The organism is Microbacterium sp. RURRCA19A, from assembly GCF_900156455.1.
GTDB lineage: Bacteria > Actinomycetota > Actinomycetes > Actinomycetales > Microbacteriaceae > Microbacterium.
On record NZ_FTNQ01000002.1, the window covers coordinates 238071 to 262856 of the forward strand.

The 24786-nt window shown below is 72.0% G+C and carries 27 protein-coding genes; 14 read left to right on the forward strand and 13 right to left on the reverse strand.

Going from position 1 to position 24786, the window contains the following annotated elements; translation table 11 throughout:
• Window positions 1–44: 44 nt before the first annotated feature.
• Window positions 45–410 (reverse strand): cupin domain-containing protein, encoded by a 366-nt coding sequence (locus tag BW982_RS09055; protein WP_076492461.1) that lies wholly within the window; start codon window positions 408–410, stop codon window positions 45–47.
• Between the two features lie 234 nt (window positions 411–644).
• Here BW982_RS09055 and BW982_RS09060 point away from each other — a divergent pair, with 234 nt between their 5' ends.
• The gene (locus BW982_RS09060; RefSeq protein ID WP_076492464.1) at window positions 645–1397 is read left to right on the forward strand and encodes an SDR family NAD(P)-dependent oxidoreductase; all 753 of its coding nucleotides are present in this window, start codon (window positions 645–647) and stop codon (window positions 1395–1397) included.
• 35 nt (window positions 1398–1432) lie between these two features.
• Here the strand turns inward: BW982_RS09060 and BW982_RS09065 are convergent, their stop codons facing one another.
• Window positions 1433–2179 (reverse strand): DUF429 domain-containing protein, encoded by a 747-nt coding sequence (locus BW982_RS09065; RefSeq protein WP_076492467.1) that lies wholly within the window; start codon window positions 2177–2179, stop codon window positions 1433–1435.
• 66 nt (window positions 2180–2245) lie between these two features.
• Between BW982_RS09065 and BW982_RS09070 the strand changes: the two genes are divergently transcribed.
• Window positions 2246–2620: a hypothetical protein gene (locus BW982_RS09070; RefSeq protein WP_076492470.1), complete on the forward strand. Its 375-nt coding sequence runs from the start codon at window positions 2246–2248 to the stop codon at window positions 2618–2620.
• Between the two features lie 157 nt (window positions 2621–2777).
• Entirely contained in the window at window positions 2778–3644 is an 867-nt protein-coding gene (locus BW982_RS17450) for a helix-turn-helix domain-containing protein (protein WP_083696607.1), read from the forward strand.
• Between the two features lie 74 nt (window positions 3645–3718).
• Here the strand turns inward: BW982_RS17450 and BW982_RS09080 are convergent, their stop codons facing one another.
• Both BW982_RS09080 and BW982_RS09085 read right to left on the reverse strand, forming a co-directional pair.
• Window positions 3719–4918 (reverse strand): MFS transporter, encoded by a 1200-nt coding sequence (locus tag BW982_RS09080; RefSeq protein WP_076493609.1) that lies wholly within the window; start codon window positions 4916–4918, stop codon window positions 3719–3721.
• A 209-nt stretch (window positions 4919–5127) separates the two neighbouring features.
• Complete coding sequence (locus BW982_RS09085; protein ID WP_076492473.1) at window positions 5128–6222, reverse strand: citrate synthase; 1095 nt, start codon at window positions 6220–6222, stop codon at window positions 5128–5130.
• Window positions 6223–6274: 52 nt separating this feature from the next.
• Here BW982_RS09085 and BW982_RS09090 point away from each other — a divergent pair, with 52 nt between their 5' ends.
• From BW982_RS09090 to BW982_RS09100, 3 genes are all read left to right on the forward strand, one after another.
• Window positions 6275–7453, forward strand: a complete 1179-nt coding sequence (locus BW982_RS09090) for a citrate/2-methylcitrate synthase (RefSeq protein WP_254845564.1) — start codon at window positions 6275–6277, stop codon at window positions 7451–7453.
• A 73-nt stretch (window positions 7454–7526) separates the two neighbouring features.
• Window positions 7527–7769 carry a type II toxin-antitoxin system Phd/YefM family antitoxin gene (locus BW982_RS09095; protein WP_076492479.1) on the forward strand — a complete coding sequence of 81 codons (243 nt, stop codon included), beginning with the start codon at window positions 7527–7529 and terminating at the stop codon, window positions 7767–7769.
• Window positions 7766–8161: a type II toxin-antitoxin system VapC family toxin gene (locus BW982_RS09100; RefSeq protein WP_076492481.1), complete on the forward strand. Its 396-nt coding sequence runs from the start codon at window positions 7766–7768 to the stop codon at window positions 8159–8161. Before BW982_RS09095 ends, BW982_RS09100 begins: the two co-directional genes overlap by 4 nt.
• Window positions 8162–8174: 13 nt before the next feature.
• On the opposite strand, the gene BW982_RS17720 is transcribed toward BW982_RS09100, so the two are convergent.
• Genes BW982_RS17720 through glp form a run of 3 tightly spaced genes read right to left on the reverse strand, consistent with a single transcriptional unit; the run spans window position 8175 to window position 10242 of the window.
• Window positions 8175–8444 carry a DUF6457 domain-containing protein gene (locus tag BW982_RS17720; protein WP_076492484.1) on the reverse strand — a complete coding sequence of 90 codons (270 nt, stop codon included), beginning with the start codon at window positions 8442–8444 and terminating at the stop codon, window positions 8175–8177.
• Complete coding sequence (locus BW982_RS09110; RefSeq protein WP_076492486.1) at window positions 8441–9025, reverse strand: molybdenum cofactor guanylyltransferase; 585 nt, start codon at window positions 9023–9025, stop codon at window positions 8441–8443. The genes BW982_RS17720 and BW982_RS09110 overlap by 4 nt, the downstream gene beginning before the upstream one ends.
• On the reverse strand, window positions 9022–10242 hold the full coding sequence (gene glp, locus BW982_RS09115; RefSeq protein WP_076492488.1) for a molybdopterin molybdotransferase MoeA: 1221 nt from the start codon (window positions 10240–10242) through the stop codon (window positions 9022–9024). The genes BW982_RS09110 and glp overlap by 4 nt, the downstream gene beginning before the upstream one ends.
• A gap of 140 nt (window positions 10243–10382) precedes the next feature.
• Here glp and BW982_RS09120 point away from each other — a divergent pair, with 140 nt between their 5' ends.
• Window positions 10383–10871 carry a DUF1990 domain-containing protein gene (locus tag BW982_RS09120; RefSeq protein ID WP_076492491.1) on the forward strand — a complete coding sequence of 163 codons (489 nt, stop codon included), beginning with the start codon at window positions 10383–10385 and terminating at the stop codon, window positions 10869–10871.
• A gap of 142 nt (window positions 10872–11013) precedes the next feature.
• On the opposite strand, the gene BW982_RS18195 is transcribed toward BW982_RS09120, so the two are convergent.
• The 3 genes from BW982_RS18195 to BW982_RS09135 all read right to left on the reverse strand — a co-directional run bounded on the left by BW982_RS18195 (window position 11014) and on the right by BW982_RS09135 (window position 13033).
• The gene (locus tag BW982_RS18195; protein ID WP_175611071.1) at window positions 11014–11625 is read right to left on the reverse strand and encodes a copper resistance CopC family protein; all 612 of its coding nucleotides are present in this window, start codon (window positions 11623–11625) and stop codon (window positions 11014–11016) included.
• A 2-nt stretch (window positions 11626–11627) separates the two neighbouring features.
• On the reverse strand, window positions 11628–12368 hold the full coding sequence (locus BW982_RS09130; RefSeq protein ID WP_076492494.1) for a YcnI family copper-binding membrane protein: 741 nt from the start codon (window positions 12366–12368) through the stop codon (window positions 11628–11630).
• 71 nt (window positions 12369–12439) lie between these two features.
• On the reverse strand, window positions 12440–13033 hold the full coding sequence (locus tag BW982_RS09135; protein WP_076492496.1) for a hypothetical protein: 594 nt from the start codon (window positions 13031–13033) through the stop codon (window positions 12440–12442).
• Between the two features lie 159 nt (window positions 13034–13192).
• On the opposite strand from BW982_RS09135, the gene fdhD reads away from it, so the two are divergent.
• Together fdhD and BW982_RS09145 are read left to right on the forward strand one after the other, a co-directional pair.
• The gene (gene fdhD / locus BW982_RS09140; RefSeq protein ID WP_076492498.1) at window positions 13193–14071 is read left to right on the forward strand and encodes a formate dehydrogenase accessory sulfurtransferase FdhD; all 879 of its coding nucleotides are present in this window, start codon (window positions 13193–13195) and stop codon (window positions 14069–14071) included.
• Between the two features lie 60 nt (window positions 14072–14131).
• Window positions 14132–16453, forward strand: a complete 2322-nt coding sequence (locus tag BW982_RS09145; RefSeq protein ID WP_139327436.1) for an FdhF/YdeP family oxidoreductase — start codon at window positions 14132–14134, stop codon at window positions 16451–16453.
• A gap of 37 nt (window positions 16454–16490) precedes the next feature.
• Here BW982_RS09145 and BW982_RS09150 read toward each other — a convergent pair whose 3' ends face one another.
• Entirely contained in the window at window positions 16491–17066 is a 576-nt protein-coding gene (locus BW982_RS09150) for a TetR/AcrR family transcriptional regulator (protein WP_076492500.1), read from the reverse strand.
• Window positions 17067–17128: 62 nt separating this feature from the next.
• Between BW982_RS09150 and BW982_RS09155 the strand changes: the two genes are divergently transcribed.
• The 3 genes from BW982_RS09155 (at window position 17129) to BW982_RS18200 (ending at window position 20923) form a co-directional block, all read left to right on the forward strand.
• Window positions 17129–18142, forward strand: a complete 1014-nt coding sequence (locus BW982_RS09155; protein ID WP_139327387.1) for a hypothetical protein — start codon at window positions 17129–17131, stop codon at window positions 18140–18142.
• A gap of 265 nt (window positions 18143–18407) precedes the next feature.
• On the forward strand, window positions 18408–20747 hold the full coding sequence (gene purL, locus BW982_RS09160) for a phosphoribosylformylglycinamidine synthase subunit PurL (RefSeq protein WP_076492504.1): 2340 nt from the start codon (window positions 18408–18410) through the stop codon (window positions 20745–20747).
• 38 nt (window positions 20748–20785) lie between these two features.
• The gene (locus BW982_RS18200) at window positions 20786–20923 is read left to right on the forward strand and encodes a hypothetical protein (RefSeq protein ID WP_175611072.1); all 138 of its coding nucleotides are present in this window, start codon (window positions 20786–20788) and stop codon (window positions 20921–20923) included.
• Window positions 20924–20975: 52 nt separating this feature from the next.
• On the opposite strand, the gene BW982_RS09165 is transcribed toward BW982_RS18200, so the two are convergent.
• Window positions 20976–21671, reverse strand: a complete 696-nt coding sequence (locus tag BW982_RS09165; RefSeq protein ID WP_368483025.1) for a potassium channel family protein — start codon at window positions 21669–21671, stop codon at window positions 20976–20978.
• Window positions 21664–22938, reverse strand: a complete 1275-nt coding sequence (locus BW982_RS09170) for a TrkH family potassium uptake protein (RefSeq protein WP_368483026.1) — start codon at window positions 22936–22938, stop codon at window positions 21664–21666. Before BW982_RS09170 ends, BW982_RS09165 begins: the two co-directional genes overlap by 8 nt.
• A gap of 195 nt (window positions 22939–23133) precedes the next feature.
• On the opposite strand from BW982_RS09170, the gene BW982_RS09175 reads away from it, so the two are divergent.
• Window positions 23134–24054 carry a hypothetical protein gene (locus BW982_RS09175; RefSeq protein ID WP_076492510.1) on the forward strand — a complete coding sequence of 307 codons (921 nt, stop codon included), beginning with the start codon at window positions 23134–23136 and terminating at the stop codon, window positions 24052–24054.
• Between the two features lie 18 nt (window positions 24055–24072).
• Window positions 24073–24777, forward strand: a complete 705-nt coding sequence (locus tag BW982_RS09180) for a hypothetical protein (protein ID WP_368483028.1) — start codon at window positions 24073–24075, stop codon at window positions 24775–24777.
• Window positions 24778–24786 lie beyond the last annotated feature (9 nt).

Here is a 24786-nt window from a genome sequence, read left to right on the forward strand (position 1 = left end):
CGTTTCCGACAGCGGAGAGCAGGGAAGCTGTGGCCGGACCGCGGTCAGCCCAGCTCCTGCAACTCCGACGTCATCTCTCCACCCGCATCCCCCGTGTTGATCGTGCCCGTCGGCTCGAATAGCAGAGCCTGGACTTCGTCCGCGGCTTTCGGGCAGTGCTCGACGCCGCGGGGAACGACGAAGACGTCGTTCGGGCCGAGAACGACGTCGCGATCGCGGAGCTGGATGGTGAGCTCACCGGAGATGACCAGGAAGAGCTCGTCGGTGTCGGGGTGCGTGTGCCACACGAATTCCCCCTGCAGCTTGACGACCTTGACGTCGTAGTCGTTGACGCTGGTCAGACGGTGCGGCTGCCAGTGCTCCGAGATCGTCGACAGCGCGTCGTGGATGTTGCGAACGTCGTCAGCCATACCTCCGAGCGTAGCCACGCTCCCCACCAAGTTCATCGCGCGGGTCGCCGCATCCCGAATCGTCACGCGGCCGCGCGGCATCCGGTCCTGCCCCGCCGCGGGGCATTTTTGAACCCCGCCCAATATCCATTCACGCGCATCCATCACCCGCGCACGGGCGTAGGCTCGAAGCACAAGGACGGACCGTCCGAGAAGATCTCCCGGCACCGCGCCCGCCCGGGAAGAAGGCCACCCATGGCCCAGTACGACGTAGCGAACCGCTCGGCGATCGTGACGGGAGCGGGCAGCGGAATCGGCCGCTCGACCGCGCTCCTCCTGGCTCACAACGGCGCCGCCGTGGTCGTGAACGACCTCAACGCCGACAACGCGCACAAGGTCGTCGAAGAGATCCGCGCGGCCGGCGGCACGGCCGAGGCCTCGGTCGGCGACGCCACCGACAGCGCCTGGATCGCGTCGTCGGTCGAGCTCGCGAACACCCTCGCGCCCCTGCGCATCGGCGTCAACAACGCCGGCATCGGCGGCGCGGCCGCCCCGACCGCGGAGTACACCGACGAGGCCTGGGACAAGGTCATCGCGATCAACCTGAACGCGGTGTTCCGCAACATGAAGGCGCAGATCCCCTCGATCCTCGCGAACGGCGGCGGTTCGGTCGTCAACATCGCCTCGATCCTCGGCAGCGTCGGCTTCGCCACGTCGCCGGCGTACGTCGCCGCGAAGCACGCCGTCGTCGGCATGACGAAGACCGCCGCGCTGGAGTACTCGGCGCAGGGCGTCCGCGTGAACTCCGTCGGCCCCGGCTTCATCGACACCCCGCTTCTCGACGCCGTCGGTGACGACGTCAAGGAGTTCCTGGTCAGCAAGCACCCGATCGGCCGCCTCGGCAAGCCCGACGAGGTCGCGCACCTCATCGCCTTCCTCGCCAGCGACGCCGCGAGCTTCGTCACCGGCAGCTACCACCTCGTCGACGGCGGCTACACCGCCCTCTGACACGGGATGCCGCGCGGCCCGACCCTCGGGTGGGGTCAGGGCCGCGCGAGCTCCTCGAACTCCCCGTCGGGAAGCGCCACCCAGCCCTCACGGCGCGCGATCTCGAGATCCTCCGCCGTCGGCCGGGAAACGCGGCCGAGGGCCGCCGCCCGGGTCGCCAGTGCGGCGATCATCGCGTCGAACGCATCGGCGGATGCCACCGCGACCTCCGCGAACGGACCGGCGTCGAACCACGGCGCGCGCCGCTGGAGCGCGGCGAGCAGAACCGCCCGGCGGGTGGCATCCACGCGGTATTTCGCGGTGTCGAAACCCCAGATCCGGAGCGCGCCGCCGGGGTACACCTCGAACAGGCGCCCCTCCCCCGCACGGTCGACGGGGAAGCCGCCGACCGCGAGTCGGCGCAGCAGTCCCGCGCCGCGCAGCGCCGTCACGCCGAGGCGGTCGGTCGAGACGCTCAGCGGCCAGCGTCCGATCCGTTCGCGCACCACGACGTCGGTGCGCCGGTAGACCAGGCCGCGGCGCCAGTCGGCGCCCCCGTCGACGGGGCCGAGCTCGGGCTCGCCGGCGACGTGATGCGCGCGCACGAAGTCGACGAACGCGTCGGGCCAGCCGAGCGGACAGTCCAGCCCCAGCCACCCGTCGTCGCCGAGGGATGCCACGATCGTGACGTCGTCGACGCCCACCTCGAGCCGCGCGAGGCGGGCGCCGCCGCCCGACCAGACGATCTCGGCGAGGGCGGTGCCGGGCACCCCGGCGGCCAGGTCGACGCCGATCGTTCTCATCCCCGCAAGCTACGCGGGGCGCCCGACATCGTGGCCCCCGCCCCGCGAACCTGCGAGGATCGACCCATGCCGGCCGACGACGAACTCCCCGACTCCCTCGAGCCGGGGCTGAACGTGCCGCCGCGGGATCAGCCCCCCGCACCCCCGACGCCGAAGGGCGACCTGCGCGCCGTGTCGATCATCGCGATCGTCACGGGCGTGATCGTGGTCGGCTGGCACATCTTCCTGGTGTCGGTCAGCGCTGTCGCCGAACTCGACCAGTTCCTCTGGATCCAGCTGGGCATCTGGGTCCTGGCACTGGTGTCGTTCGTGCTCGGCATCCTGAGTCTGAACGCGCGCATGGCGCGTGAACTGGCCGCCGCCGGCTTCATCTCGGGCGTCGCGGCGTTCCTGCTGTCGATCTCGATCGGTCTGCTCGGCGGAGCGCTCTTCCTGAACTGACGTCGCGGCCGGCCGCGCCCGCGCCTCCTCCCCCCTCCGATCGAGTGTCCAAGACACGCCGCATGGCGCAGCGTCGATGCGGCGTGTCCTGGACACTCAACCGCCGGCACCCGCACGCCCGCGGAATGCGCGAGGGTGCGCGACGGTTCGGGAGAGCATGACCGACGCCCTCGAGCGCGCCCTCGCCTCCCTCGACGTGCGCACCGGCTCGACCCGGCGCCACACCCTCTCCGCGGGCGGCGACATCGTTCTGCCGACCGGTGCGGCGACGCTGGTCTATCTGGTGTCGGGAGAGATCACGGGCGATCTCTCCGGCGGGGCCGGCTGCGAAGTCGACGCCCCGACCGGCGACGGACGCCGCGTCCGCGGGCGACGCACGCTCCTCGCGGGTGATGCGGTGATGTCCCTCGGATGCCGCGCGCTCGTGCTCTCGTCGCAGTCCGGCGCCGAGGTGGTCGTCGTCACCGCCGAGATCACGCCGTCCGAGGTGGTGGCATCCCTCCCCGGTACCGTGCTGGTCACCGGATTCGCCGGCCTCGAACCCGCGGCCGCGGCGCTGGCCGGGAACCTCGGCCCTCACCCGGGCGCGCTGTCGTGCGAACGGCCCGGCGACTCGGTCGTCTGCCGGTCCATGATCCGCTCGGTGCTGCTGTCAGCCGTTCGGGCATGGGCCTCGTCGGGTACCTGGCCGGCACCGATCGCCGATCGGTTCCTCGCGCGCGTCGCTGCCGCAGTCGAAGCCGACCCGGGCCGCGACTGGACGATCGACCACCTGGCATCCCTGGCCGCGATGTCGCGGACCGTGTTTGCCGAGCGTTTCCGTGAAGCGATGGGAAGCTCACCCGCGGGGTACGTGACCGAAGTCCGCGTCCGCGAAGCCCAGCGGCGGCTCGAGGCGGGAGCCTCCGTGTCGGAGGTCTCGCGCGCCCTCGGTTACGCCAGCGACGAGGGGTTCCGCCGCGCGTTCCGCCGCCGCACCGGCGTCGCACCGTCGGCCTGGCGAGCGCACGCGGTCACGGCGTAGGCCCACCCGACGCGCCCGATTCGGTGTTCAGGACACGCGGACCGGGAACCGCCGCATCCGCGTGTCCTGGGCACTCAGCGAGGGATACCGGCGGCACCCCGGCGCCGCATCGACAGCCCGAACAGCGCGGCGCCGACGAGGAGCAGCAGGATGCCGATGGCATCCACCGTCTCGATCCCGGCCGTGTCGACGAGGAGCCCTCCGACGCCCGCGGCGATCGCGATCGCGAGCTGGAAACCCGTGACCACGAGGCTCCCGCCGGCCTCGAGACGGTCGGGCATGCGCTTGCCGACCCACGTGTTCACGATGATCAGCCACGAGGAGAAGAAGAAGCCCCAGATCACGACGGCGACGGCGACCGCCGCGAGCGTACCGGGCAGGAGAAGGACGACCGCGATCGCGGCGGCGATCACCACCGGACCGGCGACCGCGAGCCGCCCGAACGCCCGATCGACGACCATGCCGACCACGATGTTGCCGACGAACCCGCCGACACCGAAGGCGGCGAGGAGCAGCACGACGGTTCCGGGTTCGATGTCGGGCATCCGTTCGAGCGAGAGACGCACGTACGTGTAGGCGAGGAAGTGGCCGAGGACCACCAGCACGTGGCCGACCATCCCGACGAGAGTGCCGGGCCGGAGCAGGGTGTCGCCGAGGATCCGGAGGCTCGACACCGTCACCGCCGGTACCGGAGGCAGCACCGCGCGGACCGCGACGCCCACGACCGCGGTGGCGACGCCGACGACGAGGAACGTCACCCGCCAGTCGAGCAGCTCGCTGAGGGCGACGCCGAGCGGCACACCCGCGACCGTGGCCAGCGACAGACCCGCCGACGTGAACATCACGGCCCGGCCGATACGTCCCGGGGCGGCCAGCGTCGCCGCCGCGAGGATCGACATCGACCAGAACGTACTGATCGCCGCGCCGAGCAGGAACCGCGCCACGAGGATCGCGGCCAAGCTCGGCGCGAGGGCGACGACGACGCTGGAGACCGCGGCGGCCGCCGCCGCACCGGTCAGCAGCAGGCGCCGGTCGAGGCGGGGCACCAGGATGCCGATCGTCGGGGCGACCAGGAGCCCGGCCAACGCCGTGACGGTCACCGTCTGTCCCGCTTGGCCCGGGCTGATCCCGAGGCTCGCGGCCATCTCGGTGAGCACGCCGTTCGGCAGGAACTCGGCGGTGACGAGCAGGAAGCTCAGGAGCATGAGGACGACGAGTCCGCCGTACCTCGTGGGCGACGGTGCGGTCACGGGGACCGGGGCAGTGGTGGTCATGCTCCGATGCTCGCGGGCGGTGGGTTCCGGCGCCCGACCGATCGTCCGCGGCATCCCACCGATCGTCCGGGGGTTGCCGTCGCGCGCGGCGATTCTGCGGCTGCGCGAGCCGTCGAGTGTCCAAGACACGCCGTGTGGCGCGGTGCAGATACGGCGTGTCTTGGACACTCAATGTCATGGGGCGCGCGAACCGCACTCACCGCAGCGACCTACGCGAGCGGCCGCCCGACGTACCGCGCGGACGGGCGGATGATCTTCGGGTCGCGGGCCTGCTCGAGCACGTGCGCGGTCCAGCCCACGGTCCGGGCCAGGGCGAAGGTGGGCGTGAACATCTCGGGCGGGATGCCGCACTCCTCCATCACGACGGCGGCGTAGAACTCCACGTTGGCGTGCAGCGGGCGGTCGGGCTTGTGCCGGGCGAGGAGCCGTTCGGCCGTGCCCTGGAACGCCAGCGCCTGCGCGACCCGCGGGCCCCCGAAGCCCTCCGCGACCTCGCGAAGCAGCGCGGACCGCGGGTCGGTCGTGCGGTACACCGCGTGACCGAAACCCATCAGCCGACGGCCGGCGGTGAGCTCCGCGCCGATCCACGCCTCGGGGTCGTCGCCCGCGCGATCGAGGCTCTCCAGCGCCCGCGCGGGCGCTCCGCCGTGCAGCGGTCCGGACAGGGCGCCGAGCGCGCCGGTGAGGCACGCGGCCATGTCGGCACCGGTCGAGGCGATGACCCGCGCGGTGAACGTCGAGGCGTTGAAACCGTGGTCCATCGCGGCGATGAGGTACGCCGTGAGCGCCCGTTCGTGCGCGGGATCGGGATGGATGCCGGTGAGCGCGGCGAGGTAGCCGGACACGACCGGCCCCGTCGGCCCGGGATCCTCGCCGCGGGCGACGGCGGCGATCACGCGCGGTGCGACCGCCGCGAACGCGATCGCGTCGTCGAGGCGCGCGTCCTCATCGAGGTCGTACAGCGGACGCGTGCCCCGGGCGGATGCCAGCAGCGGCCACGCCGCGCGCAGCGCGGTGAGCGGATCGTCGGTGCGGGCCACGACGGCGTCGACGACGGCGTCGACCGCGGGATGCGCGGCGGCCGCGGCGACGCGGTCGAGGAAGGAGGCCCGGGTGGTGGCATCCGGAAGCTCCCCGACGACCAGCAGCTGCCAGACGTCTTCGAACGTGCGGTCGCGCGCGAGGTCGACCGCGGGGATTCCGCGGTAGTGGTACATCCCGGCCTCGCCGTCGACGTCGCCGATGGCGGTTTCGGCCGCGACGACCCCGGTCAGGCCGCGGGGGACATCGATCAGCTCGCTCATGCGCTCAGTGTGCGAACATGACGAACACACCGTCAACGTTGATCGGATCAATGTGCTTGCCTCCCTCCCCCGTCTCACCGCCGTCCAAGCCGCCGCGCGCCTCGGCGTCAAGCCGGCGACGCTGTACGCCTACGTCTCGCGGGGGCTGCTCGCGCGCACCCGCGACGCGAGCGGGTCGACGTTCGACGCGCTCGAGGTCGAGGCGTTCGCCGCCGCGCGTCGCCGCACGGCCGCACAGCCGACACGTCCGACGACCGGGATGCCGCTGGGCGTCATCCGCACCGACATCGCCGACATCGAGGACGACGAGCTGCTCTACCGGGGGCGGCGTGCGCGCGACCTGATCGACCGGCCGTTCGCCGAGGTCGTCGCGTGGCTGTGGGACGACGCGCGAGTCGACGCCCCCGACACCGCGATCGGCAGCGCCCGGGCGATGGTGCAGGCGCTCCCGCTGCACGCCGGGGCGATGGACCGTCTGCGTGCGGCGCTGACGGGGTTCGCCGCCGACGATCCGCTCCGCCGGGATGCGACCGCGGAGACCGCCCACCGCATCGGCTGGACGCTGCTCACCGGACTCCCCGTCGCCCTGGGTGGTCACCCCCACACCGATCTCGCCCGCGCGCTCGTCGGCGCCTGGACACCCGCTCCGACGGACGCCGTCGTCACGGCCGTCAACGCCGCGCTCGTGCTGCTCATCGACCATGATCTGGCGGTGTCGACGTTCGCGGCCCGAGCCGCGGCATCCGCCCGCGCGGACGCGTACGCCGCCGTCAGCGCCGCGCTCGGTGCGGCCGACTCCCCGCTGCACATCTCCGCGGCCACCCGCACGGCGCGCCTCCTCACCCGGGTGCGCCGGGGCATGGAACCCGAACGGGCACTGGCCGAGGCGCTGCAGGACGGCAGCGGCATCCCGGGCTTCGGTCACCCGCTTTACCGTGGCGTCGACGATCGCGCCGACGCCCTGTTCCCGCTCCTCACCGACCTGCCGGACGGGGAGGGGACGATGGATGCCGTGCGCCGGCTCCGCACGGCCGTCGCTGACCGTGCACGCCTCGCGCCGAACGTCGACTTCGCGCTGGCCGCCCTCGCCTCGGCCGCGCGGCTGCCCGAGGACGCCCCCGCCACCGTGTTCGTCGTGGGCCGGACGGCCGGGTGGATCGCGCACATCGCCGCCGAGTACGCCGAGCCCGCGATGCGGCTTCGACCCCGCGGCGAGTACGTCGGGCCGTGAAGTTCCGGCGGGTGCGGGTGAAAGCATCCACCTGAACCTCCGTCCTAGCCAGGAATCTGGCTAGCTTGCCCGCATGATGTACAACGTCCTGGAGGCACGAAACCGCCTCTCACAGCTCATCGCCGATGCCGAGTCCGGGATCGAAGTCACGATCGCGCGGCGCGGAACCCCCGTCGCCCGGATCGTGCGCATCGACGACGCGCCTTCGCGGGCGACGAACGCGTTCGCGCGGTGGCTGGAGGAGAACCCGCTGACACCCCAGCGAGCGCGGCCGGTCGACGAGATCGAGGCGCTCATCGCCGAGAACAGGGCGTGATCTACGTCGACAGCTGTCTCGTGATCTACGCCGTCGAACGCGACGACAGCATCGGCAGCCGTGCCCGCGACGCCCTCGCGGGCTCCGACCAGCCGCTCGCGACGAGTCCGCTGGTGATGCTCGAGGCCCTCGTCGGCCCGATGCGAGAGAGGGATGCGCTGTCGCAGTCGGACATGTGGAGCGCCCTCGATCGCTTCGAGCTCCTCCGCATCCACGATGACGACTATCTCGACGCCGCAAGGCTCCGGGCGCGGCACCGCGGGCTGCGGACGGCGGACGCGCTGCACCTCGCCGTCGCCCGGCGCGCAGGATGCACGGCGTTCTGGACGAACGATGCGCGCCTGACGGCTGCTTCGGGCGGAATGGCGGTCGACGTGATCGGCGCCGGATGACGGCGCCGGCCGTTCAGCCCGCGTTCCACCCCTTCGCGAGCTCCACGACCGCGGCGACCGCGGCCTCGGTGTCGGCGGGCGTCCCCCCGGCCCGCCCCGCGACGAGGCCGGCGACGAAGGCGCTGAGCGGAGCGGCGGGCCGGGCCACACCGTTCGCGACGTCGCGCGCGAGGTCCAGGATCAGCGCGATGGGCACATCGCCCTCGGCGAGGCCGAACCGTTCGGCCAGCGCCGCGCTCCACTCGTTCAACGCTTCGGGCGGCAGGGTGCGGGTCTCGGTCACGGCTCCTCCTCGGGGCTGCTCGCGGCCGAGCCCCCGGCCGCCGTCAGATCGTCCCACGTGTCGATGTCGCGCGACAGTGCCGCGGGCGCGTCGACGAACGCGACCCTCAAGGCCCCGAGCAGCGTCCGCATCGCGGCATCCCGTCCTCCGTCCGGAACTCCGGATGCCACCTCCCGCAGCGCCGCAGTCCGGTAGCGGCCGGTGAGCCACTGGGGTCGGCCGTTATCGGCGAGGCACACCCCGTGGACGTCGGCGGGGATCGGCGGCAACGTTGTGACCGCCGCGGCGGGATCGACGAGATCGCACGCGAGGAGAAGCACCGCGTCGGCGTCGACCGCGGCGAGCGCGGCGACGGTCGCGGCGACGGGTCCGCCGAACGGCGGCTCCTCGCGCACCCAGGTCACGTCGAGCCCGGGGTCGAGGATCGGGGCGGCCACGACGATCCGCGCCGCCCCCGCGCCGCGCGCGGCCTCGACCGCACGCCCGAGGAGCGTTTCCCCGGCGAGACGGAACAGCGGCTTGGACGCCCCGCCGACGCGGGCGGCGCGGCCTCCCGCGAGCAGGATCGCGTCGAGGCTCACGCGAGCCTCACCTCGACGAGGTCGCCGGGGTCGAGGTCGCGCTCGCCCGGCGGGATCACGGCGTAGCCGTCCGCGTCGCCGAGGCCGCGGGTGGAGCCGCGGGTTCCGGGCGCGGGCGGGACGGCGCGCCAGGCGGCGGGATCTGTCCGGTCGAGCCGCACGGGGACGTACTGCAGGCGGTCGGCGCGCACGCGCCATCCCTCGGCGAGCGGCACGCGGACGACCGTGCGATCGTCATCGGGCGCACCCTCCAGCGCCCGCAGCGCTGGGCGCACGAACACCTCGAACGACACCGCCGCGCTGACCGGATTGCCCGGCAGGCCGAACACCAGGGTTCCCGCCGGAGTCCGCCCGAAGCCCTGTGGCCGGGCGGGCTGCATCGCCACCTGCACGAACGACAGCAGATCGCCGAGGCTGTTCTTCACGACCTCGTACGCGCCCGCGCTCACACCACCCGAGAAGACGACGACGTCGGCACCGAGCCGCTCGGCCTCGGCGATCGAGGCACGCGGCCCGTCGCCTTCGTCGCCGACGCTCGCGCGGAGCACGACCTCGGCACCCGCCTCCTCGGCGAGCCCGGCGAGCAGGAAGCTGTTCGACTCGGGGATCTGCCCGTGCCGCAGCGGCACTCCGGGCGCGACGAGTTCGGACCCCGTCGAGATCACCGCCACCTTCGGCGCCCGGGCAACCACGACGGAGGCGACCCCGGATGCCGCGATCGCGGCGATCCGCGCCGCGTTCAGCCGCACCCCCGCGGGGACGACGAGCTCGCCCGCCGGCGTGTCCGACCCCCGGCGGCGGATGTGCGCCCCGGGCCCGCGGGGCGCGACGATCACGTCGGTCCCGGACAGCGACCCGTCGAGTCCGTCTCGGGTGTCCTCGAACGGAACGACCGCCGTGGCATCCGTGGGGACCGGCGCTCCGGTCATGATCCGGGCCGCTTCGCCCGGCTGGAGCACGGGATCCCGCGATGTTCCGGCCGGGAGGTCGGCGACGACCCGCAGCGTCGCGGGGACGGTCGCGACGTCGTCGACCCGCACGGCGAAGCCGTCCATCGCGGAGTTGTCGAAGCCGGGCACGTCGACCGCCGCGCGCACGGGATGCCGCAGCACCCGGCCACGGGCCCGATCGAGCGGACGGACCTCCGGCGCGAAGGGCTCCACGACCGACAGGATCGCGGCCAGGTGCGCGGACACCGCGATCACGGACGGGGGCATCCCCTCAGCGTAGGCGTCGGGTCTCGGCATCCGGTCCGGTCGTGTCGCCGTGGCGAGCGAGGGGTCCGGGACGGGCGGAGAATGCCCACGGCGGCGTCGGTGCTCCCCGACTCGACCGCGGCGCGAGTACCGTGTGCGGCATGAGCGACCTGACCTACCCCGAGATCGGGGCGACGGCAGGGCGGCTGCCGCCGGGGTACCACCACGTCCGCGCGGAACGCGTGATCGGGCGCGGGCGGGTCGCGTTCGAGCAGGCCGCCGACGCGCTGCTGTGCGGGAACGTGCAACGGCGGGCGGGCGCGACCGTGCGCCTGTCCGAGACGCCCCTACGCGTGGGGACCCGCATCGACATGCGGCTCGGGCCGTTCGGCATCCCGTGCCTGGTCGTGTGGGCGGAGCGCGACGAGGAGCACGCCGGATTCGCCTACGGATCGCTGCCCGGGCACCCCGAGAGCGGCGAGGAACGCTTCGAGCTGACGCTGGCGCCCTCGGGCGAGGTGACCTTCAGGATCACGGCGTTCTCGCGCCCCGGCCGCTGGTTCACGCGCCTCGCGTGGCCGGTGAACCGCGCGATCCAGCGCCGCATGACCCAGCGCTACCTCTGCACCTTGGATTCGCCGACGCGCTGACCCTCCGCGCCCGGGAACGGGCGGAGCCGCGCACAACTCCGGCACAACCACCCCCGGCCCGCGCCGATCCGCCGGAGTCGTGCACACCGGATGCCACGTCCCGACGGAAACGGGGAGGAGCCGCAGCCCCTCCCCGCCCGTGTCACTCGGAGTCCGACTCGCCTTTCCGGCGAGGCCGGACGAGCAGCACCACGACGACGCCCACGACGATGACCGCGACGCCGCCGACCGACAGGCCGATCACCAGGCCCGACGGCGCGGCCGCGGGGGCCGAGGCATCCGGGGCCGCCTCCTCCTGCTGCGACGCCACGTTCGCACACGGGGACGCGTCGGAGCCGGTGCCGACCGGCTCCCCCGCCGCGGGCGCGTACGAGAACGTGTAGGTGCCCGAGACGGGGTGGCCGTCGGACGACACCGCCCGCCACGTCACCTGATACTCGCCGGCATTCCCGAGCTCGACCGGGGTGGTGAGCGTCGGGCCGGCGAGCGCGGTGCAGTCGGTCTCGTAGTGCCGGGCGTCGGGCCCCACCACGATGACCTCGTTCCCGCCGTCGGCGCCGAGGAGGTTGGCGCTGAAGGTGAGCGTGACGTCCGCGGCGGTCGAGACCGTCGTGTCCGCCGCCGGCGTGGCCGAGACGAGGCTGTCGTGCGCCGACGCGGCCGGGGCTGCACCGAACGCGGCGCCCACGGCGGCCGCGGCGACGATGAGGCCGAGGACGCCGGCTCGACGCCGAGGCGCCGTGAGCGCGCGCACGATCAGGCCTTCTTCGAACGACGGGCGAACGCCACCGCGCCGAGCACCGCGCCACCGACGGCGATCACGAGCGCGGCGATGCTGAGCCCGAGCGCAGCGCCCGCGGAGCCGTCCGTGGACGCCGCCGCGGTCATGTCGTGGTCGTCGGCAGCGGGCGCGGCGGTCGCGGAGCCGTGGCTCGCCCCGTGACCCGTGGTCGGCGGCGTGTCGTTGATGTAGAGCACCGGAGCGGGCTCGAGCGTGTCGTCGGCGGCGACCTCGTCGGGCGTGGCCGACCAGTTCACGACCTCGCCGTCGGAGTACGTCTGCACCGCGGGGAGGACGACGTGTCCGGCGTCGGGCACGGGTCCGAGCACGGCCGAGAACATCTGGAACTGGTCCTGACCGATGCCCACGCCGGGGTCGGCCTGCCACACGATCTTCAGCGGGGCGTCGGTGACGGTGTTGCCGTCGATCTCGACGGGCGCCGGCAGGGCGCCCCTCTCGACGGTCGCGGTCCAGCCGGGAACGGGCTGCACGAGGACCGCCGTGAACGGGGTGTCGGTCGGGAGGGTGACCTCGACCTTGACGGTCGACGCCGTCTCCGACTCGGTCGGGACGCGGAAGTTCACCGTGGCGTAGCTGCCCGGCGTGGCGGTGTTCGGGTTGACGGTGACGTGTGCGGATGCCGCGAGGGGCACGCCCAGAGCGAGGGCGAGGCCGGCGGCCGCGCCCACGAGGGCGCGCGAAAGGGAACGGGACATGAAGGCTGCTTTCTGGATGTGCGCAGGCGTGATCGCACGCCGAAGCGCGAAGAGGTGAAGAGGAAGGGGGACTACGCCGCGAGCGGCGGACCCCGGTGCCTCATCACCGACAGCACGGTCATGCGGACCGTGAGCAGCGGCGCCTCCGGACGCATCCGCGGCGCGACGCGGGGGCGCGGCGCCGTGACGGGCGCGAGGGCGCGGAACGTGTCGGACAGAAGTCCGGCGACCGCGCGCAGCGCCCGCTCACCGGAGCCGAGCGCGACCACCGTGACGGCGGCGGCGAGCGCGTGCGCGACCCACATCCACGGCGATTCGGTGCCCGTGAGGCCGTGCGAGTGACCGGATGCCGCCACCTCGGCGAGCGCGGTCGCACCGGTGTGATGCCCGGTCGCGGCGATGCCCCCGCTGAGGTCGAGCGCCAGCAACGAATGGAACAGCAACTGGCTGGCGGCGATCGCGGCCGTCAACCGCCACCACGACACGGTGCGTCCGACGAGGGCGATGCACAGGGGCGACGCGAGGCTGAGGGCCAGGACGACGTTCAGGACGGCGGGCAGCTCACCGGCGGCGACGGTGTGCGACAGGGTCGCGACGAAGGTCGCGAGCACGGCGGCGGAGACCCCGCGTGCCGCGCGGCGTGCGCGCCCCGCTCTCGCCGACATGCCGATCCTCCGTCTCCGTTCCCTGCCATTCCACCACACGGGTCGGACACCGCGGCGCCCGGGAACCCGGCCCCGACGGCGCCCCACCCACCCGCCCCGATGTCGCACCCCGGGCGTACGCTCGACCCATGTCCCCCTCGTTGCACGGCCGGTCCTGAGATGGGACGCCTGACCGCCTCGCGTCGCGTCACCCGCATCACGCTCGACGGCGTGAACAGACAGCGGCCGGATGCCGTCGCCGTCGAGGAGCCGCTCGAGATCCGAGTCGCCGGGTCACCGCTGTCGGTGACGATGCGCACGCCCGGCCACGACGTCGAGCTCGCCGCCGGGTTCCTCGTGTCCGAGGGCGTCATCCACCGCGGAGACCAGTTCGCGCGGGCGATCCACTGCGGAGGGCCGGGCACCGGCGGCGCCGACGGCAACACCTACAACGTCCTCGATCTCACGCTGGCCCCCGGCGTGACGCTTCCCTCCCCCGACATCGCCCGCAACTTCTACACCACGAGTTCGTGCGGCGTGTGCGGCACGGCATCCATCGAGGCCGTCGAGAAGGTGTCGTCGTACGACGTGTCGGGGGATGGCATCCGGGTCGACGCCGTCGATCTGGCGGGCTTGCCCGATCGGCTCCGCGAGGGCCAGAAGGTGTTCGAGAAGACGGGCGGGCTGCACGCGGCGGCGCTCTTCGACGTCGCGTCCGGCGAACTGCTCGTGGTGCGGGAAGACGTCGGGCGGCACAACGCCGTCGACAAGGTCGTCGGGTGGGCGCTGCTCAACGACCGCCTGCCCCTGCGCGGGACCGTGCTGCAGGTGTCCGGCCGCGTGAGCTTCGAGCTCGTGCAGAAGGCCGTGATGGCCGGCATCCCGATCCTGTCCGCCGTCTCCGCACCGTCGTCGCTCGCGATCGAACTGGCCGAGCGCGCGGGACTCACCGTCGCAGGATTCGTCCGCGGCGGCAGCATGAACCTCTACACACGCCCGGATCGCATCATCGTTCCGTCCACAACCCCCGCACTCGCCGAGACCTCCGGCGTACGCTGACCGAAGGCGCACGGTGTGTGGATGCCACCGCTCCCGCGCCGAAACCATCGGAGGGTGAACATGGGTGACGCGTTCGGGCTGATGAAGGACGCACCGCGTCAGGGCGGGCTCGGACCCGCCGTCACGGGCGACTGGGCGAGTACCGGCGAGTACGAGCACCCGGCCGCCGGATGGGGTGCCGCGCTCACGGTCGGCAAGGTCCTGCTCGAGCAGCGTCAGCCGATCGCCGGCACCAAGGCGATGTTCACGATGAACCACCCGAAGAGCGGTTTCGACTGCCCCGGGTGCGCGTGGCCCGACGACAAGGGTGTGACCCTCGACATCTGCGAGAACGGCATCAAGCACGTCACGTGGGAGATGACCCACAAGCGCGTCGGCAAGGAGTTCTTCGCCGCGCACTCCGTCTCCGAGCTCGCCGAGTGGACCGATTTCGCCCTCGAGGATGCCGGGCGACTCGTCGGACCGATGGCGTACGACGCCGCGACCGATCACTACGTCCCCATCTCGTGGAACGACGCGTTCCGGTTGATCGCCGATCACCTGCGAGGGCTCGACAGCCCCGACCAGGCCGCGTTCTACACCTCGGGTCGCCTGAGCAACGAGGCGTCGTTCCTGTACCAGCTGTTCGCGCGCGAACTCGGCACGAACAACCTCCCCGACTGCTCGAACATGTGCCACGAGGGCTCGGGCCGGGGGCTCACGGCATCCCTCGCCACCGGCAAGGGCACCGCCGACCTCGAGGACTGGCAGAACTGCGACGCCCTGTTCGTGCTGGGGGTCAACGCAGCCTCGAACGCGCCGCGCATGCTCACGAGCCTCGCCGAAGCGGTCGAGCGCGGTGCGCAGGTCGTGCACGTGAACCCGCTCCGCGAGGTCGCCGCCACGCGCACGATCGTGCCGCACGAGATCGTCGACATGGCGACGTTCCACGACCACCCGACGAGCACGCTCAACCTGCAGGTGCGCCCGGGCGGCGACCTGGCGCTGATCCGCGGCATGGCGAAGGTCGTGTTCGAGGCCGCCGAGCGCGACCCCTCGGTGCTCGACCAGGCCTTCATCGACGGTTACACCCACGACTACGAGGCGTACCGCGCGCTCGTCGAGGCGACCCCGTGGGACGCCCTGGTCACGCAGGCGGGGCTGACCGAGACCGAGATCCGCGCCGCGGCCGACATCTACCTCGCGTCGGAGCGCACCGTGATCAGCTGGTGCCTCGGCGTCAGCCAGCACGAGCACGGCGTCGACACCGTGCGCGAGATCGTCAACCTGCTGCTCCTGCGCGGCAACGTCGGCCGGCTCGGCACGGGGCCGTCGCCGGTGCGCGGCCACAGCAACGTGCAGGGCAACCGCACGTGCGGCATCAACCACAAGCCGACGGAGGAGTGGCTCGCGAAGCTCGACGAGGTGTGCGGCATCCGCTCGCCCCGCGATCCCGGACTCGACACCGTGCACACAGTCGCCGCCCTCCACCGCGGCGACCTCAAGGTCTTCGTCGGGATGGGCGGCAACTTCGTGCGGGCCGCTCCCGACACGAAGCTCACGGCCGAGGGCATGAGCCGCTGCGAACTCACGGTGCACGTGAGCACGAAGCTCAACCGCAGCCACCTCACGCACGGCAAGGCGGCGCTGATCCTCCCGTGCCTCGGTCGCACCGAACGCGACGAGCAGGAATCCGGTCCGCAGTCGATCTCGACCGAGGATGCCATGAGCTCCGTCATGCTCTCGCTCGGGTCGCGCAAGCCCGCGTCGCCGCACCTGCTCAGCGAGCCGGCGATCATCGCCCGCATGGCGCGCGCGGCGATGCCCGAGTCGGCGACGCCGTGGGAGTGGTACGTCGGCGATTACGACCGCATCCGCGACACCATGGCGAAGGTGCTGCCCGGGTTCGAGGGCTTCAACGAACTCGTCCGACAGCACTGGGGCTTCCGCATCCCGCAGCCCGCGCGCGAGCGCGACTTCCGCACGCCTTCGGGCAAGGCGGAGTTCTCCACCGCCGAGCTGCCCGACGTGATCCCCGCCGACTCCGATGTGCTGGTGCTGCAGACCATGCGCTCGCACGACCAGTGGAACACCACGATCTACTCGGCCGACGACCGCTACCGCGGGGTCCGCAACATCCGCGAGCTCATCTTCATGAACCGCAAGGACATGCGCGACCGCGGCATCGCCGAGGGCGACCTCGTCGACATCGTGGCGACCTCGCGAGACGGGTCGGTGCGGAGCATCACGGCGTTCCGCGCGCTCGAGTACGACACCCCGCGCGGGAGCGCCGCCGGGTACTTCCCCGAGATGAACGTGCTGCTCGGCCCCGACGACTACAGCCGTCAGAGCGACCAGCCGCTGATGAAGAGCCTGCGCGTGCGGGTGGCGAAGACCGCCTGACCGGATGCCGCCGCGCGGCGCGAGCGCCGTCGCCGGTTCACGCCGTGGGTGCGGCCCCGAGCACCGCGCGCAGACCGGCGGAGTACTCCTCAAACGTCACTCTCACCCCGAACGCCCGCTGGACGATGTACCCCTGCGCGAGCGCGACCATGTGGAGGCTCAGGTCGGCGGCATCCGTGCCGGGATGCTCGGCCACCCACGGGCCGAGGGCCTCCTCGTAGGCACGGCGGATGCGTCCCACGATGTGGGTGATCAGCTGCCTCATCTCGGGGTCGATCGCGGCTTCCGCCCACATCTGCAGGACGACGGAGGCGGGGGTTCCGTCGTCGAATCCGCGGAGGAAGCCGGCCACGAGATCCAGCGGCGAGCGCGGCGCCGCATCGGAGGCGGCGATGTTCGCCTCCCGAGCCCCGATCACGGTGTTCGCGGCGTAGAGCGCGATCTGCGCCTTGCTCTCGAAGTGCGAGTAGATCGACCCCGTCGAGAGCCCGGACTCGGCGGAGATGTCGGCGATCGCCGTGCGCGTGAGTCCCTTGCGCTCCATCACCCGGATCGCGGCGGCGACGATCTCATCGCGGCGGGCCTGCGAGGACGCTTCGGTGAGTCTCGGCATGCAAACAGAGTACCCGTTCTGTATAGTCACACACAGAACGCGCATTCTTTTTGGAGGTCTTCGTGGCCACGCCCACCGATCCGCCCACCCACTGGGCCCGCTCCCTCGCCATCGCCGTCGGCGCGGCGGCCGTCGTCACGCTGATCGTCCTCGCCTTCCTGTGGCCGGTGGCCACGGCATCCGCGAAAGACATCCCGCTCGCCATCGTCGGCGATCCGATCGCGGTCGCGCAGGTCGAAACCGGGCTCACCGAGAAGGCCGACGGCGTGTTCGCCCCGACGACCTCCGACAGCCGGGACGCCGCGGTCGACGCGATCGAGCGACGAGAGGTCTACGGCGCCGTCGTCACCGGGCAGCAGCCCGAGGTCCTCCTCGCGACGGCGGCCAGCCCCGCGGTGGCGACGGCACTCCGGGGGGTGGCACAGGGTCTGCAGGCACAGGTGTCCGCGCGCCTCGCCTCGGCCGGCCAGAACCCCACGGCCGTCACGGTCACCGTCACCGACGTCGTGCCCCTGATCGACGCCGACCCCAACGGTGCAGGAATCGTCGCGATCGGCTTCCCTCTCGTCCTGGGGGGCCTCGCGGGTGGCATCCTGATCTCCATGCTCGTGACCGGGGTCGCCCGACGGATCACGGCGCTCGTCGTCTACGCGGCCGTCGCGGGAACCGCCGTCACCCTCATCGCGCACACGTGGTTCGGCATCCTGCCCGGCGATGCCCTCCCCCTCATCGCGGGCAACGCCCTCGCCATGCTCGGCACCGCGTCGTTCATCGTGGGTCTCAACGCGCTCATCGGCCCTCCCGGCATCGCGGTCGGCGCCGTGACGACGATGCTGATCGGCAACCCGCTGTCGGCGACCAGCATGCCCGTCCAGTTCCTCGCGGCGCCGTGGGGCGGAGTCGGACAGTTCTTCGTCCCGGGGGCCTCCGCGACGCTCATCCGCGGCCTCGGCTACTTCCCCGCGGCGGACACGACACAGCCCTGGCTCGTCCTGGCCGCGTGGGCGCTCGTCGGTGTCGTGCTGAGCGCGATCGGTCACTGGCGGAACCGGGAGGTCGTCCACCTCGCGGAGTGAGGGACGGGTCACAGCGAGCACTCCGCCATCCGCGCCGCGGACGTGGCCGGGCCGTGCAGCGGAGATCTCGCGAGACACGCCGCCCCACACCGCCCCACACCGGCGTGTCGTCCACCGACTCCGCACGACGGCACGCCACCCGGCGGTCACTCCGCACCCGAGCGCCCCGCCGCAGCCGGGGCCGCCGCTCCGCCCCGCCGCGCCCGGCGACACGCCCAACTAGACTGTCCCCGTCCGGCCCCTGCGATTCTTGGAGCTCAGCCGCGTGACCACCCCGAACCCCGCCGCCCGTACCGCTCTCGCCGACACCGTCGAGAACGCGATCGCGACCCCCGAGAAGGACCAGCCGTACGGCGCGCTCGGCCTCAAGGACGACGAGTACGCGAAGATCCGCGAGATCCTCGGCCGCCGCCCCACCAGCGGCGAGCTGGCGATGTACTCGGTCATGTGGAGCGAGCACTGCTCCTACAAGTCCAGCAAGATCTACCTGCGCCAGTTCGGCCAGAAGGTCAGCGACGAGATGAAGACCCGCCTCATGGTGGGCATGGGCCAGAACGCCGGCGTCGTCGACGTGGGCGACGGCTGGGCGGTCACGTTCAAGGTCGAGTCGCACAACCACCCGAGCTACATCGAGCCGTTCCAGGGTGCGGCCACCGGCGTCGGCGGCATCGTCCGCGACATCATCTCGATGGGCGCCCGCCCCGTCGCGGTGATGGACCAGCTGCGCTTCGGTGCCATCGACCACCCGGACACCCCGCGCGTCGTGCACGGCGTCACGAGCGGCATCTCGTTCTACGGCAACTGCCTGGGCCTGCCCAACATCGGCGGCGAGACGGTGTTCGACGCCGTCTACCAGGGCAACCCGCTCGTCAACGCCCTCGCGGTCGGCGTCATGCGCCACGAAGACATCAAGCTCGCCAACGCCACGGGCGTGGGCAACAAGGTCGTGCTGTTCGGCGCCCGCACGGGCGGCGACGGCATCGGCGGCGCGAGCATCCTGGCATCCGACACCTTCGCCGACGGCGGACCCACCAAGCGTCCCGCGGTGCAGGTGGGCGACCCCTTCGCCGAGAAGGTGCTCATCGAGTGCTGCCTCGAGCTGTACCGCGACGACCTGGTCGAGGCGATTCAAGACCTCGGGGCCGCGGGCATCTCGTGCGCCACGAGCGAGCTGGCCGCCAACGGCGACAGCGGCATGAAGGTCGAGCTGTCGAAGGTGCTGCTGCGCGACCCGTCGCTCACGCCCGAAGAGATCCTCATGTCGGAGTCGCAGGAGCGCATGATGGCGATCGTCGCGCCCGAGAAGCTCGACGCGTTCCTCGCCGTCGTCGGCAAGTGGGACGTCGAGACGAGCGTGCTCGGCGAGGTCACCGGCGACGGCCGGCTCGTCATCGACTGGTACGGCGAACGCATCGTCGACGTCGACCCCTCGACCGTCGCGGTCGACGGCCCGGTGTACGAGCGTCCCGTCGCGTACCCGACGTGGATCGACGCGCTGAACGAAGACTCGGCCGCGACGCTGCCCCGCGCGACCGACAACGACACGCTCCGCGAGCAGTTCACCACGCTGGTCGCGAGCCCCAACCTCGCCGACACCTCGTGGATCACGAACCAGTACGACTACTACGTGCTCGGCAACACGGCGCTGAGCTTCCCCGACGACGCCGGCATGATCCGCGTCGACGAGGAGACCGGGCTCGGCTTCGCGATCGCGACCGACTGCAACGGCCGCTACAACCAGCTCGACCCGTACAACGGCGCCAAGCTTGCCCTGGCCGAGGCGTACCGCAACGTCGCGGTCACCGGAGCGGTGCCCACCGCCGTCACCGACTGCCTCAACTTCGGCAGCCCCGAGAACCCCGAGGTCATGTGGCAGTTCAGCCAGGCCGTCGAGGGTCTCTCCGATGGATGCCTCGAGCTCGGCATCCCGGTCACGGGCGGCAACGTGTCGTTCTACAACCAGACCGGCGACCAGCCGATCCACCCGACCCCCGTCGTGGGTGTCCTGGGCATCATCGACGACGTCGCCGCGCGCATCCCCAGCGGGTGGCAGGATGCCGGCGAGAACCTGTATCTGCTGGGCGTCACCGCCGACGAGCTCGACGGCTCGCAGTGGGCCGGCACCATCCACGACCACCTCGGCGGTCGTCCGCCGAAGGTCGACCTCGCGCAGGAGCGCAAGCTCGCCGAACTGCTGCAGGCCGCGGGATCGCAGTCGCTCGTCTCGAGCGCGCACGACCTCTCGTCGGGCGGCCTCGCCCAGGCCCTCGCCGAAGGCGTGATGCGCTTCGGCGTCGGCGCGCGCGTGTGGCTGACCGAGCTCATGGAACGTGACGGAGTGGATGCCACCGCCGCCCTGTTCAGCGAGTCGACCGGTCGCGTGCTCGTGAGCGTGCCGCGCGAAGAGGACGTGAAGTTCCGCGGCCTCTGCGACGGTCGCGGCTACCCGGTGCTGCGCATCGGCGTGACCGACGTCGAGCCGGGCGCCGAGGCGACGCTGGAGATCCAGGACGTGTTCACCGTCCCCGTGTCGGAGCTGCGCCGCCTGTCGACCGAGACGCTTCCGGGCGTCTTCGGCCCGACGGTCACCGAGCCCGTCGCCTGAGCCGTTCCGGGTCACCCGCCCCACGAAAGGAGTCGCCGATGACCGATCACGACGATGACATGGCGGGCTTCGACGCGCGCCGACAGCGCCGCGTCAAGATCACCGCGTGGGTCGTGATCGGCGCCCTCGTCCTCACCGGCGGCGGCGCGACGGTGCTGTCGCTGATCTTCGGCTGACCCGTCCGAGGCGTCCGGGCCGCCGACGGCCCGCGCCGCCCGGCGTCGCCGATCAGACCAGGGCGGCGAAACGCTCGGTGCGTTCCACGGGTCCGATCACGATGAGCAGGTCGCCCGCGGCGATCACCGAATCCGCACCCGCCGGTCGCCACTCGCCATCGGCTCCCTTGATCTTCACGATCGTCACGCCGTGGCGGCGGCGCACCGCGGCCTGCTGCAGCGTCATCCCGACGAGCTCCTCCGGAGCGACGGTCTTCGCGACCACGAGGTCCTTGTCGAACTCGACGTAGTCGAGCATCGCCCCGCGCACGAGGTGCGCGATGCGACGCCCCATGTCGGCCTCGGGGTAGACCACGTGCTCGATGCCGAGCTGCTCGAGGATCAGGCCATGCTGCTCGCTGATCGCCTTCGCCCAGATCGATCGCACGCCCATGCGCTTCAGCAGCGAGGTCGTGAGGATGCTGGCCTGGATGTCGGTGCCGATGCCGACCACGACCCGGTCGAAGTCCAGGACGCCGAGCTGCTCCAGAGCCACCTGCTTGGTGGAGTCCGCCCGGACGACGTGGGTGAGCACGCCGTTCATCGACTGCACGATGTCCTCGTCGGTGTCGATACCGAGCACCTCGGTTCCCGAACGGGCCAGTTCGACGGCGAGGGAGCCGCCGAAGCGTCCGAGTCCGATGACGGCGATGGCGGACGCGTTCTCGCGCATCCTCCGACGACGGAAGAAGGGGGCTGCGTTATCCAATGATCGGACGCTCCTTCGGGAGTTCGTACATGCGTTTCTCTCGGGCCAGCGCCAGAGCGGTGCCGAGAAGGACGGGGCCGAGACGGCCGATGAACATCAAGAGGATGAGGAGGAGCTGCGCGGCCGCCGGGAGGTCGGCGGTGATCCCCGTCGACAGGCCGACCGTGGCGAATGCCGAGATCACCTCGAACAGGACCCGATCGAGGCCGAACGGACTCATCACCATGATCGCGAGGGTCGATCCCACCACCAGGGCCAGCGAGAGCAGCGCCACCGTGAGGGCCTCGCGGTGGGTCGAACGCGGAAGTCTCTTGCCGAACATGTTCACCGCGGTGTCGCCGCGGAGTTCGGCCACGATGATGAACAGCAGCACCGCGAACGTCGTGATCTTCAGCCCGCCGGCCGTTCCCGCGGGTCCGCCGCCGATGAACATGAGGATGTCGGTCACGTACCAGCTCGCCCCGTGCATCTGGGAGACGTCGATGGCGTTGAACCCGGCGGTGCGCGGCATCACCGACATCGAGAAGCCGGCGAGGAGACGGCCGGCCGGGTCCATCGATCCCAGGGTCGCCGGATTGGACCATTCCAGCACCGTCAGCACGACGGCGCCGGCCACGAGAAGGAAGAGCGTGCCGGAGACGACCGTCACGGTGTTCAGCGTCCACCGCCGCGGGAAACGGATGCGGCGACGCAGTTCCATGATCACGGGGAAGCCGAGGCCTCCGAGGATGATCGCGCCGCAGATCGGCAGGATGATCCAGGGGTCGGTCGCGAACGACATCAGGTTGTCGCTGAACAGGGCGAAGCCGGCGTTGTTGAACGCGGAGACGGCGTGGAACGCGCCGAGCCAGAGCGCCCGGGCGAACGGTTCGCCGTACGCCAGGCCGAACCGCGCCGCGAGCAGGAGCGCGACGCAGACCTCGATCACCACGGTGATCGCGGCGACGCCGAGCAGGACACGGCGCACGTCGCCGACGGCGACCGTGTGCGTCTCGCTGACCGCCGTCAGACGCGTGCGCAGGCCCAGTCGCCGTGCGACGAGCAGCCCGAGGAGGGTCGCGAGCGACATCACGCCGAAGCCGCCGATCTGGATGAGCACCATGATGACGACCTGACCGAAGGGCGACCAGAACGTCGGCGTGTCCACCACGACGTGCCCGGTCACGCACAGGGCGCTGGTGGCCGTGAACAGGGCCTCCAGGAACGTCGCACTGCGCCCCTGGGTCGCCATCGGAAGACTGAGCAGACCCGTCCCCACCGCGAGCACGGCACCGAACGCAAGGATGATCGCCCGTCCCGGGGTGAGCCTGAGCGATGTGCGAGGGCCGATGCCCCTTCGCATCGCGGATCGCCGGGTTCTCACCCCGCAACGATCTCACACCCCGCGCCACGACCCCCTCCCGGGCGCCCCGATGCGCGAGATCCCCACCGCACTCCCGGACGGCCGACGTAGCATGAAGGCGTGGAACCGCTCCTCGCGCTGATGGCCGAATGGTGGTGGATCGCTCCGGCCGCGGCCGGCGCCGGCACCGTCGGCTGGATCGGCGTGCGACGCACGCGCCACCGCGCGCTGCCCGCCGGCGCGTCGACCACCACCGAGCGCGCCGCTCGCACGTGGGCGAACCGACCGATGAGCAAGGCGGCCGCTCGTCGCCTGGAGCTGGATGCCGCGCTGCTCGACCAGCAGAACGCGCGACACGCGGTCACGCGCGGTCGTGCCGAGGTGAAGATCGCGGATGCCGAAGTGATGCGCGCTCAGGCGGAGCGGGCGGCATCCCGTGTCTCATCCGATGCCGTCTCGGCGGCACGGGCCCGCCTCACCGCGGCCCAGCGCGAACTGCGCGCGGCCTCGGCGGAGATCCGCGCCCGACGTGCCGCCGTGCGGGCGGCGAAGAGCATGCTGCCCGCCATTCGCGCCGGCAGCGCCCCGCTCCCCGTGGCCCGGTTGTTCGCCGAGCACGACGCGATCCTGCAGCGCTGGATGGCGTACGAGACCGACCCCGCGCTGCGCATCGACTACCCGGCCATGAGCGACCCGCGCTCGCCCCTACTGGCCGAGTTCCTCCGTGCGCAGGAGCGGGCGCAATGGCTGCGTCCCTCGTCGACGACCGCGCGACTCGAGCCCGCCGACTTCCTCGCGTATCGCGATGCCGTCCGCGCTCTGCACCACGCGTTCGAACGGGCCGAACGCGCCGCGCGCCACGGCCGCGACGATCGCACCGATACCGATCCGACCGACGCCTGGGGGCGGGTCGCGTCGGACTGGGCCGAGCAGGCGCAGCGTGCACTGGCCTGGTCCGTGGAGAACATGGGGCGGGCGGCATCCAAGTCGTGGACCGAGCGCCAGGCCAAGCGCGGGCGAAAGAGCGACCCGGGCGCGTAGCGTGTCCCCGTGAACAACATGATGGAGTTCGCCGGAAACTACTGGTGGCTCGTCTTCCCGCTCTTCGGCATGACGATGGCCGCGGTCGGCCGCATCTCGAAGCAGCGGGAGCTCACGGCCCGCCGGCGCCACCGCGAGCAGCTCGAACTGCTCCGCGTGCAGGGCGGCGGGGCCGTGGCATCCACCCCCGCCCCGGTCGCCGCGACGCCCGCCGCGGGCGACGACCTCGGGCGCGTGGAAGCCCGGCACGACGACATCACGCACCGTTGGCTGGACTACGAGCTCGATGTGTCGAAGCTCATCTCGTACCCGGCGATGAGCGACGGGCGGCAGCCTCTGACCGCCGCGTTCCTGCGCGCGAAGAAGGTCGCCGACACGCTGCGCCCGGCTGTGGGCGAGACTCCGACTCCCGAGCGCCTGAGGGAGTACCGCGACGCCGTGACCGACTACGAGGTCGCGTTCGAGCTCGCCGAACGCGACGCGCGCCGCGTCAAGGCGGCCGCGTTCACGCCCGAGGAGCGCAAGCGCCTCGAGACGGCGCAGCAGCTCCTCGGCGTCGCCGTCGACCAGGCCGCGACGCCGAACGAGCGGCAGGTCGCCTACCGCCGTGTGCGGCAGGAGCTCGACGGCCTCATCTGGTTGAGCGACGAGGCGGTCGAGAACCTCGAGAAGAAGGTCGCGCTCGAGTTGCCGTCTTCCACGCCGCCGGAGCCGGCCGCCTGACGCATCGCC